The sequence below is a fragment of the Campylobacter concisus genome, assembly GCF_003049065.1.
GTDB classification, from domain to species: domain Bacteria; phylum Campylobacterota; class Campylobacteria; order Campylobacterales; family Campylobacteraceae; genus Campylobacter_A; species Campylobacter_A concisus_BE.
The window spans coordinates 255,461-267,967 of record NZ_PISC01000002.1; the positions used below are offsets into that span (position 1 = coordinate 255,461).

General features: G+C 32.9%; 13 protein-coding genes. 5 read left to right on the plus strand and 8 right to left on the minus strand.

What is annotated here, in order from left to right; all coding sequences use genetic code 11:
• Positions 1 to 41 precede the first annotated feature (41 nt).
• Positions 42 to 860, minus strand: coding sequence for an SIR2 family NAD-dependent protein deacylase (locus CVS81_RS02960; RefSeq protein WP_107965034.1), 819 nt, complete (start codon positions 858 to 860; stop codon positions 42 to 44).
• Between the two features lie 127 nt (positions 861 to 987).
• Here CVS81_RS02960 and CVS81_RS02965 point away from each other — a divergent pair, with 127 nt between their 5' ends.
• Positions 988 to 1,653: a DUF262 domain-containing protein gene (locus CVS81_RS02965; protein WP_107965035.1), complete on the plus strand. Its 666-nt coding sequence runs from the start codon at positions 988 to 990 to the stop codon at positions 1,651 to 1,653.
• A gap of 63 nt (positions 1,654 to 1,716) precedes the next feature.
• Here the strand turns inward: CVS81_RS02965 and CVS81_RS02970 are convergent, their stop codons facing one another.
• From CVS81_RS02970 to CVS81_RS02995, 6 genes are all read right to left on the minus strand, one after another.
• Positions 1,717 to 2,931, minus strand: a complete 1,215-nt coding sequence (locus CVS81_RS02970) for an LlaJI family restriction endonuclease (RefSeq protein WP_107965055.1) — start codon at positions 2,929 to 2,931, stop codon at positions 1,717 to 1,719.
• Positions 2,932 to 2,977: 46 nt separating this feature from the next.
• On the minus strand, positions 2,978 to 4,216 hold the full coding sequence (locus tag CVS81_RS02975) for an McrB family protein (protein WP_107965036.1): 1,239 nt from the start codon (positions 4,214 to 4,216) through the stop codon (positions 2,978 to 2,980).
• Positions 4,213 to 4,821, minus strand: a complete 609-nt coding sequence (locus CVS81_RS02980; RefSeq protein ID WP_159070954.1) for a hypothetical protein — start codon at positions 4,819 to 4,821, stop codon at positions 4,213 to 4,215. The genes CVS81_RS02975 and CVS81_RS02980 overlap by 4 nt, the downstream gene beginning before the upstream one ends.
• Positions 4,822 to 4,894: 73 nt before the next feature.
• Complete coding sequence (locus tag CVS81_RS02985) at positions 4,895 to 6,364, minus strand: DNA cytosine methyltransferase (RefSeq protein WP_107965038.1); 1,470 nt, start codon at positions 6,362 to 6,364, stop codon at positions 4,895 to 4,897.
• Positions 6,365 to 6,373: 9 nt separating this feature from the next.
• Entirely contained in the window at positions 6,374 to 7,540 is a 1,167-nt protein-coding gene (locus CVS81_RS02990) for a DNA cytosine methyltransferase (RefSeq protein ID WP_012001261.1), read from the minus strand.
• Entirely contained in the window at positions 7,537 to 7,779 is a 243-nt protein-coding gene (locus CVS81_RS02995; protein WP_012001260.1) for a hypothetical protein, read from the minus strand. The genes CVS81_RS02990 and CVS81_RS02995 overlap by 4 nt, the downstream gene beginning before the upstream one ends.
• A 151-nt stretch (positions 7,780 to 7,930) precedes the next feature.
• Here CVS81_RS02995 and CVS81_RS03000 point away from each other — a divergent pair, with 151 nt between their 5' ends.
• Positions 7,931 to 8,695, plus strand: a complete 765-nt coding sequence (locus tag CVS81_RS03000; protein WP_107965039.1) for a hypothetical protein — start codon at positions 7,931 to 7,933, stop codon at positions 8,693 to 8,695.
• A gap of 14 nt (positions 8,696 to 8,709) precedes the next feature.
• On the opposite strand, the gene CVS81_RS03005 is transcribed toward CVS81_RS03000, so the two are convergent.
• A complete protein-coding gene (locus CVS81_RS03005; RefSeq protein ID WP_320205041.1) occupies positions 8,710 to 9,540 on the minus strand; it encodes an agmatine deiminase family protein in 831 nt (276 codons plus the stop codon).
• Between the two features lie 101 nt (positions 9,541 to 9,641).
• Between CVS81_RS03005 and CVS81_RS03010 the strand changes: the two genes are divergently transcribed.
• The 3 genes from CVS81_RS03010 to CVS81_RS03020 are packed head-to-tail and all read left to right on the plus strand — an operon-like array spanning position 9,642 to position 12,457.
• Positions 9,642 to 10,229 (plus strand): hypothetical protein, encoded by a 588-nt coding sequence (locus CVS81_RS03010; RefSeq protein ID WP_107965041.1) that lies wholly within the window; start codon positions 9,642 to 9,644, stop codon positions 10,227 to 10,229.
• A 9-nt stretch (positions 10,230 to 10,238) separates the two neighbouring features.
• Complete coding sequence (locus CVS81_RS03015; protein ID WP_107965042.1) at positions 10,239 to 11,135, plus strand: hypothetical protein; 897 nt, start codon at positions 10,239 to 10,241, stop codon at positions 11,133 to 11,135.
• Positions 11,136 to 11,176: 41 nt separating this feature from the next.
• Positions 11,177 to 12,457, plus strand: a complete 1,281-nt coding sequence (locus CVS81_RS03020) for a DUF2130 domain-containing protein (RefSeq protein ID WP_107965043.1) — start codon at positions 11,177 to 11,179, stop codon at positions 12,455 to 12,457.
• Positions 12,458 to 12,507: the final 50 nt, after the last annotated feature.

A 12,507-nucleotide genomic window follows, 5' to 3' on the forward strand; every position in this document is an offset into this window, starting at 1 on the left:
TTTGGGGATTATATCCAAATTAGGACTAGAGGATGTCTTTTCTAGCATAATATCTGCCTAAGGCCATCTAGTGCGCCACATTTTAGACTTATGCCGAAATACTGCGAGATGTAGTTATCTCGTGGGTTTATGCGGATAAGCGTTGCTTTTTTTGAGCGTTTAACAAATTTCTCACCAAAATTTCTAATTGTTGGCACCGCAAGCCCAGCGCCTAGCTCTATGATCACAAAGCGGCTATCTTTGTTTTGCTCCAGCCACGTTTCATATCTTTTATATTGCTCGTTTATGCGCCTTGTATTTACCATCCAGTCGTAAAACATCACGATATTTGGGCGGCTCACGCAGCCACACTCTGGGCAAACTGGCATATCTAAAGCGACAAATTTCTCTTCATCTACTTTGATATCGCTACAAGTTTGCCATATAGCGCCATCACGCTTGTGTATGCACTGAGAGTAGTGGATAGAGCCGTGGCACTCATAAATTTTCTCTTCGCTAAAGCCAGCCTTAGCAAAGTGACCATCTACGTTTGAAGTATAGATGAAGTAGTTTTCGTTTTTGCTTTTTACAAGATCTAAAAGCAGTCCAAATCCCTCGTGAGGCTCTGTGTTTTTGTATAAATTTAGCCTGTGACCATAAAATGCCCATGCTAGCCTTGGATCATCTAAAAACCACTGCGGATTTGCCATATCTTCAAAGCTTAAATTTTTATCCCTTAAAAGTGGATACGCCCTCCAAAATCCCACATCTCCCCTAAAATCAGGCAATCCACTATCCACACCCATGCCAGCACCTGCTGTGATGATAACCGCATCGGCCTTTGCGATGATCTTTTTGATCTTATCTATCTTCTCTTGCATTTTGATCCTTTTAAAGAAATTTTGGTAATTGTAATGAGTTTATAAGACAATTTTTTGTCTGTTATCTTTAACATATTTACTTTGTAAAAAATGATATAGCTAATTAATTTTTTAAAAAAGAGAGCTTGTGAATGCAGAGGAGGGTAGTTTTGGTTTTATGCGAGATGAAAATAATATAGAAATTCCATTTTTTCAGCGTCCTTATGTTTGGAGTAAGGTTCAGTGGGAGCAGCTTTTTAATGATCTTCTTAATGGCTTTAAGGAGCAAAGATTGCATTTTCTTGGTTCAATTATATTAAAACAATTACCGAGCTCAATGGTAGAAGGAAGTCGTAGAAGCCTAATAGATGGACAACAAAGATTAAAGACTTTTTCTATTTTAGTTAAGTCTATTTATGATTTATTGGATGAAGATAGACTTGTTGATTATGTAGGTTTTTTGTACGCAGAGCCCACAAAATATAAAAATCCAAAAATAAAACATTCTCATATAAATAGATCTTCTTTTGAGGCCATTATAAATGCTAAAGATTATTCTGAAGTATGTGAGTCAAAAGATGATGGTAAATTACTTGCTTGCTATAAATATTTTTCTGAAAGATTAAAAAATAGTAATTTAGAAAGCAGCGATATTGTTCGTTTCTTGGACTATATATTAGAGATGAAGTTATGGGTTGTTATAAATTTAGATGAAAATGAAGACGAACAAAAGATATTTGACTCTATAAACTCTGCAGGTCTGGTTTTATCGTCAATAGATATCATCAAAATGCAATATTTGATAGACTTATAAAGTCTAGTAATATGAGCGCAGAAAAAGCAAAGGAAATATACAGATATTATGTAGCAAACGCACCTAAATTATATTTTGTATAGCCTCAACTAGTAATTTTTTATTCTCGTTGTTCATCTTGTCATAGTTAAAAATCAAAAATCTAGTATCTACTAAAATTCCTTGCACTATTAAATAATTTGTGCCATTTTTCCATTCCATTATAGCTTTGCCGATATTCTTAAATTTACCATTTATTGCGGTGCTAAATTTGTTATTATTTTTATTGTAAGGCATCAAAAAAGCATTGTAAATATTGCTTGTATCATAACTGTTTTTGCTCTTTATAATATAGGCTGTATATTCGCCATAAGCTACTTGCTTTGTTATATCACTGCTTTGTGGTAGCCCTTTTAAATTAACACCATATTTATAGTATTTTGCATCTAAAATATAAATTTTATCGTCATAAATCATAATGGTATCTGGCTGTAATGAGCTATTATCTTTATCTTTTGTATATCTTAGTTCCCACTTCGTTTTTGGAAAGTATATATTCTTATCAGCAATTCCAAATGCGCTATCTATCATTTTTTCCCAAATCGCATAAAATTTAGTAGTACCAAATTTAAACTCATTTTCTTTTAGTTCATTGTCGTTTTGTAAAAGCATATCTTTCATAGAGCTAAAAAGCAGTCGCTTTTTATCATCAAAAGTGTTGTTTAGTTTGTTTTGTAAAATATAAAGGCAGTGATTTTTGCTTGTTGGTAGATTAAATTTTGGTGGCATAAATGAGTTATAAACAAAGCCAAATTTATGAAAAGCTTCATAAACACAATATCTATTTATGGCTGTAATTAGTTCGTTTTCATTTGTTTGATTTTTCTTGGTTTGAAACTCTGTATAAACGAAAGAACCATTTTTTTGAACCAAAGGGCAATTTTTCTTAATTGTTCTAGCAAAATTTATCTTACCTTTTGTGGCGGTTTGATAAATGGCTTCTCGTTCCATGTAGTAGCTGTGGGCCAAAAAATACTCTATGACATTTTTATAAGCGATGATTGGAAAGGTTTGTTCTATTTGATCGTTATTAGTATCAGTAAAGTGTATTTTGGTATGGGATTTATTAAATTTTAAAAGCACGGATAAGAGCTTTCTAATGTCAGCTCTTATATTTTCATCATCTAAATCAAAACCTAGTGGAAAGCAAATTTGCAACTTATTATTTTTGCTTCTAATGCCAACAAAGTCATCGTTTATGGCATTGTTCAAAAAGCAATGCTCTTTTAAATTAGTTATTTGCTTCATCTATGTTATTTTGTGTCTCTGCTTCGTCTTTTTCGTTTTATTTCGTATTTTTAGCTAGTTCTGCTCTAATTTCGTCATTAAAAATATCAAATTGTAAATCCCCGCTATTTTCATCATTTATAAAATGAACAATAATAGCTTCTAGCGTTTTAAAATTACTATTGAATGCACCCTTGTCAAATTTAAAAACATCATCCCAAAGGTATTTTAAAACCTTGTATGCAAATAGTTCTTTATTTTTTAGCTCATTTTCAGTTAGGAAATACACACCTAGCCTCTTATCTTCCATTGAGCTTGTATTATCGCCACTTTCAGTAATTACACTATTTATAGTGGTGCAAAATTTTTCCCAATTTATGGTTGTGTCTAGGATAGGCAACTCTTTAAATTCTTTTGCTGCATTTTTAAAAGAATTTTCAATCAGTCTCATAGTAAATCTACGCTGAAATGCGGTGTCAAGCGTAAAGACATTTTGGTCACTTGTATTCATTGTGGCGATTATCCATAAATTTGAAGGAATTTTTATAGGTTTATCTGTATTGTTTTTACCATAAACTATTTTTGCAATATTTTCATTATTTATAACATAAACACTGTTGCCGTCCTTGTCTCTATCAAGCAACTGAAAAATTTCGCCAAATATCGCAGGTGCGTTGCCTCGATTTATTTCATCAATGACTAAAAGATACTTCTGGGTTGGATTTTTATAAGCTTTTTCTAAAATTTTAGTAAAAGGTCCGGGTTTAAAATCATAACTTACAGCACCATCATCTTTTAAAGCAGGCATTATCTGTCCAACAAAATCACTATATGAGTAGTCAGGGTGGAAAACTAATTTTTCAAGAATATAATCATGCTTTGGATGCTCGGTTTCTATTGTATGACTTTTACCACTACCTGGCACACCATAGTAAATTATATTTTCTCCGCCTTTTTCTCTTGAATTTTCATCAATTTCTATTTCATCATTGCTGTCTTTTTCGTGACTACTTTCATCTAGTAAAAAATCAATCTCTTTTTCTCGTAGTTTGTATAAAAATTTACCGCTTTTGCAACGATACATAATACTGTATGGCAAATCTATTTTTATCGGTTCTATGTCAATATTTTCTAATTGTCCATTTTCTTTCTTTATAAGTTTTTTTATAATAAAAAACTCTCCGCTTTCGATAGTTTGTACATAGCCAAAAATAATATCATCTGTCAAAACGGTTTCGTAGTTTTTTATATCTTTAATTTCTAAGTCATCTTTTAATGAGCAAATCCAAGTATTCATATTATATCTCCAATCCCGTTAAATTCGTCACATTCTAAATTGGTGTTATATGGAACACCAATGTATTTTTTTGAATAGTGGTCAGTTTTATATACAAAAAAACTACCGTATCCCCTTTTTACAATTGTGTCTGTCCTTAGTATATTAAAATTTCTTAGATAGCTTTCGGCTATTGTGTCATAGCTTTCGCCAGAATCTATATCCAGCAACAAAGTATAATAATCGTTATGTTTTTGCATAACATATCTGTAAAACTCTAAACCATATATTGATATTTTTGCATTATGTTCATTAATAGTTATGTTTAATACCAAGAATTGTCCTGGAATTATTTTTTGATACTGAATATATTTGGTTAGTCTAAACCATAGTCCATCTCTATGTCTATTGTCTTTTATGTGAGCCTCGAAATACTTATTTAAAATCGGGTCAAATATTTGAAAATATGCACTTTTTGTTTCACCATCATATGTTGTCTCTTTGTTATTAACATTAAAGGAACTGGAGTTGCTTATTTTATTAAATAGTTCTGTAATTTCATTTATAGATGTAAGATTTATATATAAATCTCTACCTGAATATCCAGTTAATTGCCTTGTTGCCATAATAAAGTGCGTATTCATAAGCTAACCAATAAGTATATTTTTTGTGTATTGTAGTAAAAAGACACTTATTTTGCTATAAATATTTTTTAAATACCTTTGCAAATACTTTTGACATTAGTGGCGGAACAGCATTACCTATTTGCATATAGGTTTTTAGGTAAGGTCCAAAAAATAGATAGTTATCAGGAAAACTTTGAATTCTTGCGGCCTCTCTTGGGGTAATGGCTCTAATTTGAGTTGGGTGAATATGCGAGTGACAGTCCATTTTTAAATGTGCTGTAATTGTTCTGCTAGGTTCATTTTCTACTAGCTTAAAATATTTATCCTTAAATATGTGATTTCTATGGGAATAAGGCATAATATCTTTTATTGTTTCGGTTGTGGAATCCTCCCCCTGCTTTAATAATGAATATATCTTTAAGTTTGTCTCATTTTGAAATCGTGCCTTATGGTTGTATGTAAGCGAATAGATATTATTATTATTTATCAAATTCAAATACTCATTATTTTTATATTTATTTATAGAAATTTTTGAACCCGATTCGTCATCGCTTTCCGTTTGGTTTTGTTTGCTTGGGCAAACTAAATTTTCAATATTATCTAGTGCATCTTTTAGAATAAATTTTTTATTTTTTTTTGTTTCATTTTCAATATCGCTCATAATTTTATCTACATCTAAATTATGTTTTTTTGAATATTCATTATTTATACCAATATAAATTAGCCTAATTCTTTTTTGTGGAACGGAAAAATTAGTCGCATCATATAACCTATATTTAGCTGTGTAGCCTATTTTATCAAAATCCTCTACTACTTGATTTGCTACTTTTAGCATACCTCTTACATTTTCCATTATTATAAATTTAGGCTTTAAATCATTTACAAATTTTACAAAATATTTATACAAAACATTTCTAGGGTCATCTATAACTCGTTGCTGATTAGCACTGCTAAAAGATTGGCAAGGCGGACCACCTATAATCATATCAACTTGTAAATTTACATATTTATGTATATTTTGAGATATTAATTTTACATCATCGTTAATTATACGAGATGAATTTATTTCAGGGTGATTAAAACTATAAGTTCTTAAAGCATCTTTATCAATATCGTTTGCTAACAATATATTGTAGCCCATTTTGCTAAAACCATAACTAAAACCACCTGCACCGCAAAACAAATCAATAATTGTAGGCGATTTGCTTGTTTTTTTCGCTTGTATAGATTTTCTATATTCATTTGAAAATTTATTAACAGTAGTTATAAAGAACTTTTTATTGTTTGCATAAATTGATAAATTTAGAATCAATCTATCATAGTCTTTTTTTAAAATTTCTTTTAAGATGTCAATTTCTTGTTCGCTTTTTATAATTCCTATATGCTTTAATTCATTGTGTAACTTACTGCTATTTAATTCTATAGTTTTTAAATTATATAATTCTTTGGTTTTTTCTATCATACGATTAATTAAATCAATATTTTCCAAAAAATACTTTTTTTCAAGAGGTGTCTTTATATTTGATGCATTTTTAAAAAACATTGTTAAGCCTCATAAATATTTTTTTAAAACCATAGCTATATATTTTGACATTAGTGGCGGAACAGCATTACCTATTTGTTTATATTGTTGTGTTATTGAACACGGAAAAACAAAATCATCAGGAAAACTTTGCAATCTTGCTGCTTCTCTTGGAGTAATGCTTCTCTCTTGTGTATAATCTGGGTGGATGAATTGATTACCATCTTTATACAAATGAGCAATAATTGTTTTTGATGGGGCATCATAATTTTGAACACAATAGCTATTATTAAATAACCTTTTTTTTATATGTATTAAGCTAGGCTCATTCTTATATAAATCTGATAAATCCCATTTGTTTTTTGCCATAAGGCGGTATCTTTTTCTATCTAGTTCATTATGATTTCTAGCAATATGTCCATGCAAGAGATTATAATTATTTTGCCTAATTAACTTTAAATAACTTGATTTATTGGTTGGATTAAAATTAACTGTTTGCATTCCCTCAGATGGCTTTAATTTTGGCAAATCAGATATAGCATCTCTTACTGTCGTTTTTTTAAGTTTCTTTGTAATATTTTTAAGCTCATCATAAATACTTTTAGGATTTATACTTAAATCTTTTCTTGTGCCTATGATAATAATTCTTTTTCTGTCTTGCGGAACCCCAAAATCAACAGCATTCAATAAAATCATATCTTTGTTTTCAATAATATTGTAGTTTTTTTTCATGCCATCAAATATATCTTTAATTATAGATTTGCCTTTTATTTTCGTAGATAATATGCCACTAACATTCTCAAACACAAAGAATTTTGGTTTAAAGTAATTTAGTATATTTAGGTAATTTTCATATAAATAGTTCCTTGGATCTTTCTTCATGCTAAATGGATCTCTTGCCTTACCGTGTGATGAAAAAGATTGACAAGGTGGCCCTCCTATAATAACATCTATATCACTTGTTTTGCCAATATTGCTCTCTATAATGCTTATAATATTTTTATCTGTTATATCAGTTGGCTTTATTTTATTAATCTCATTTTCGTGATACCCATAATGCCTCATTCTTTCTTGTAGTGTTAAACAAGCATATTTATCAAGCTCTATATGAGTAAGGGCCATATATCCTTCCTGGTAAAAACCCTCTGCCATACCACCAGCGCCAGCAAACAAATCTATAAATGTGTGTTTTTTCATTTTGCTTGCTCGCTATTTTTCCATTCTCTAACAACTTGCAATATATCATCATTTTTTAGTTGCGACAACATATCAAGCACAGCTTTCATAGCAATAGGTTTATTTGTTTCTCTAAGCCACTCTATATATGTTCGCTCAGAAATATTAAGCCTATTTGCCATCTCTTTCTTGGTGATATTTTTAAGCTCATTTGCTTCGACTAATTTGTGGATTTTATGAATAATTTGTGCTAATTTCACTTTTTATCCTTTGTTATTTTGGGATTATATATTATAGATCATAAAAAATCCATAAAACATAAATTGTATTACATTTTAATGTATATATTTTTAGTTTTATTTAATGCATATCTAATTTGGTACAATAACGAAAATTTTATAGGAGAGGAAGATGACAAAGAAATATAAAACTAAAATGGAAGATAGTTTTAAAACAAAAGTTCAGCTATTTTTGTTTGACAAGGCTTTTTCTTGGGACAACTTGGATGAAAATGGATGCAATGATTACTACATTATGAGTAATATTGAAACTATAAAAAAGGATTTTAAAAATTTTAAGGTTACTAATGAAGTAGCAAATTTATATAGTAGTAAATACTATCAACTTGAGATAAATAGTGATAAAAGTAAAATAAAGCACAAGGGCAAAGAGTTAAGCATTATGATTATAGAACAAAGACAATATTTTGTTCAAAAATCTAAAGAATTTACAGAAATTTTAGATGCACTGGAAAAAGAATATGAAGATGATTTTAAAGGAAAATTTTCTGAAACAGATTTTAATAAGATACTTGACAAAACAACTTGCTCATATTGCGGTATAAGCCTAGCTCAGATCGAAGAGCTTGGCAAAAATGGCAAGCTAAACAACAAAAGAAGCGATACCCGCGGATATACGCTAGAGATAGATAGAATGCTACCAAATTTGGAGTATAGCAAAAAGAATTGTTGCATGGCTTGCTACTGGTGTAATAATGCAAAAACCGATGAATTTTCACCAGAAGAATTTAAGCCTATTGCTGAAGGTATTAGAAAGACTTGGAATGAAAGACTGAAGGCTATTGGGTATAGCGAAGAAGAAATAAAAGACGTGCCAGACCCAGAAATTTGGAACACTAAATTTGATACAAGCATGGAGCCAGATATAGAGAAATAATTAAGGCGGTAGCTCTACCGCCCAAATTTCTCCGCCGTTATGCAGTGTAGCGCTCCGCCAAGCTCTATGATCTCGCTTAAATTTATCGTCTCTACATCGCAGCTGCTATAAAATTTCTTGATCTGCTCCAGCGCAACATCGTCATCATCTATCCCATATATCGGAACTATTAAAATATCCTTAATTTTAATAAAATTTAAGTAAGCGCCCCAGTCTCTCTTTTTAGTGAAAAATCCCTCTTTATACTTCATAAATTTCACATCCAAACCGCTCTTTTTAAGGGATTTTATAAGCCTATCGTTAAAGCTTTTGCTCTCATTTGAAAAGTCATTTACTAACACGCTATTTTCATCTATCCACCTCACCATGGCATCGCTGTGCCCTAGCATATCGTAAGGCTGTCTTGGTATGATAATAAGCTCATTTAATGCACATTTTTGCTTTATAGTTCTCACGATCTCGGCTTTTGTTTTTGACGGATTTTCTCTAAAAATTTTATCAGTCATGATGGCTTTGCCTCCAAGTCTTACGAAATTTCCGCCATCAATGACTAAATTTATATGCTCTTTTGATGGCTGGATCTTTGTTCTTAGATGGCTATATTTTTCATCTTTTAGGTAGTCTGGATCGTAGTCGTAAGAGATGAGGCGTCCATCATCAAGCAAAATCGGCATAAAGTCCCTCATCCAAATGTCTTTAGTCTCTAAAAACTCGTATTTGACCCAGTGTTTGTCAAATACCTGGCACAAGCTTTTGGCTGTTTTGACGTGGTGTTTTGCTAAAAGTGCGGAGAGTAGGATAGTTAGCTGAATATTTGCTCCTAAATTTGATAGTTTTTGTGAAATTTTACTAGTAAATTTCTAGACATTTTTTGTCCATTCTAGTTGCTATAATTTCACAGATCGCAAAAAATGTATCGGCGATAAAAATCAAAAAAGGATAATCAATGATCTACGAGCAACTTAAAATTCTCACACAAAACAGCGACAAAAAGGTGCTCTCAAAAGCACTTGGCTACGTTAGAGAGCAAAATTTCACAAGAGCACTTGCAAATTTAGAGGCAGCAAAGAGCCTTGATGAGTTTATCACAAAGGGGCACTTTGACTGGGCGCATAGCTCAGAAACGCTCATCCTAGCTCTTAGCAAGCACTTTGCTCTTAACATAGACGCTGAGCTTAGCGAGGTGCAAAAACTCTACAACGAGCGAGTAAAATTTAGAGGCTCATATATCTATATAGATACGGATTTTAGGCGTAAGGGCGAGCCTATATTTGCCCTTGCTATGGCGCAACACCTAAGGTATATCAGCCTAACGCCGTTTTTAAACAAGCTTTGTTTTAAAGCATTAGATGAGCAGCTAAAAGTCATCTCAAAGATCACCAAAAACTACTATCAAAAAACAAAAACGCTACCTATTTTTGGAGCTATAACTGGCTTTAAGCTCTATTTTTTAGGCAAAAACTACTCGCTTGATACAAACGGAAATTTTACAGATAAAGAGATCGCCGAACAAGTTGCGACGATTAAATTTTAAAGGACAAAAATGGGACAATTTACAAATGAGCAAAGGCGAAAGCTAAATAGCATAAACGAAAGGCTCTATGACCTTGAGCGCCGTATCGTGCCACGTGCAAAGCAGATAAATATGTCGGTAAAAGATGTAAAAGAGGCATGGGATCATGAATGCAGCCTTCTACTCTATTTTTACTCAAAAGATGAACTTCTTATGCGATATAGACAGTTCATGAATCACATAGATGACTACTTTTATACGGAAAATCAAAACGAATTTGAAAACTGGCCCACACATGAGATGTCTAGCGAGTGGCACTGCTGGTTTTACCACTGCTTATATGACCATACGGATCTTGGCTGGGATGAAATTTTAACTATCGACAGGATAGAAGGTAAGCTTCGCTCATGGTACGACTATACGCCTATAGATCTTTGCCTAGAAAAGCTAGAGTGTAGTAAGAGAGAGGAGTACATCTCTGATGCCAACAAAGATCAGTGGGAGCAGATAGAGAAGATAAATAAAGCTCTAGCTAGCTATCAAGATATCCTAACAAGAGATGCAAAAATGCTTGAAAACAGGCTAAAAGCAAGGGTTGAGGGTGGATTTATCGAGGATTATGCTATGGAATTTCGTTTGGTCTTTTATTTGCGCGAAGAGGATCCAGATTATGATGAAAATGACGATAATTTCTTAGCTATCATCAACGAGCCTATCGTCCCTGGCGAAATGAGCAAGAAAAAGAGCCGTTGGACGCAAAACTGTAATGAATATTTTGGTAGCTCTGTCTATTTTGATAAGAAGGCATATTTTTGCTATCTATTTGCAGCTTTTGAAAACAACACACATATCAATAAGATCAAAGACATACTGCGCATAGGCTCTGTTGATATGGCGCTTTGCTGGGATGAATACTATGAAATTTAAAGCAAGATAGCATAAGATAAAGATAAAAATGGAGGTGAAAAATGACAAATCAAACAACGATAAAGTGCCCAAACTGTGGGTGTGAAATAGATATAAATGACGCCTTATATCATCAGTTAGAAGGTAAATATAAAGGTGAATACCTGGCCCAAAAGAAGCAGCTTGAAGCTGAACTTGAGGCTAAAAGAAAGGAGCAGGAGGCCTATCTTGAGAGTTTAAAAGCCAAAGAGGAGCAGCTAAGAGAGCAAAAAGAGAAATTCGAGGAAGAGATCAAAAAAGCTACGCAAATACAGCTAAAAATGGAAAGAGCAAAGCTTCAAGAGGAGCTGCGAAAAGAGATACTTGACGAGCAGAATGAATCGGTGGCACTCTTGCAAAAACAGCTTGAAGAGAAGTCAAATCAAGTAAAAGAGCTAAATATTGCAAAGGCCCAAATTTTGCAGCTTCAAAGAGAAAAAGAGGAGATGGAGTCAGCCATAACTGCAAAGGCCGAGCTGGCATTAAATGAAAAGCTAAAAGAAGAAAAAGAGAAGATACAAAAGGCTGCAGATGAGCAAAATGAGCTTAAATTTAGACAAAAAGAGGAGCAGCTAAAACAGCTTCAAGAGCAACTTCAAATAGCCCAAAGAAAGGCCGAGCAAGGCAGCATGCAGCTTCAAGGTGAGGTGCAGGAGCTCGCGATAGAAGAGTGGCTTAGGGAGAAATTTCCATTTGATACTATTGATGAGATCAAAAAAGGTGCAAGAGGTGCTGACTGCGTGCAGATCGTGCATACAAGGGAGTCTCAAAACTGCGGAACGATATATTATGAAAGCAAGAGAACAAAAGAATTCCAAAGGTCTTGGATAGAAAAATTTAAGGCTGATATGAGAGAAAAAGGCGCTGATATCGGTGTCATCGTTACTGACGCGATGCCAAGCGAGATGCAAAGGATGGGGCTGTATGAGGGGGTTTGGGTCTGCACTTTTGAGGAATTTAAAGGCTTAAGTGCTGTTTTAAGGGAACAACTCATAAGGATACACCACGTCTTGATCGCGCAAGAGAACAAAAGCGACAAGATGAGCTTGCTCTATCACTTTTTAACCAGCAATGAATTTAAAATGCAAATAGAAGCGATAGTAGAGGCATTTTCAACCATGCAAAGCGACCTAGATAGTGAAAAGCGCGCGATGCAAAAGATCTGGAAGCAAAGGGAAAAGCAGATCGAAAAGGTGCTAGATAATACCATAAATATGTATAGCTCTATAAAAGGTATCGCTGGAAATGCAGTGGCAAATATAAAAGCTCTGGAGCTGCCATATAATGGTGATACGCAGGAGTAAATAAAGAGCGTTTCAAAACGCTCTTTATAAATTCACCTTTCACAGCAAAT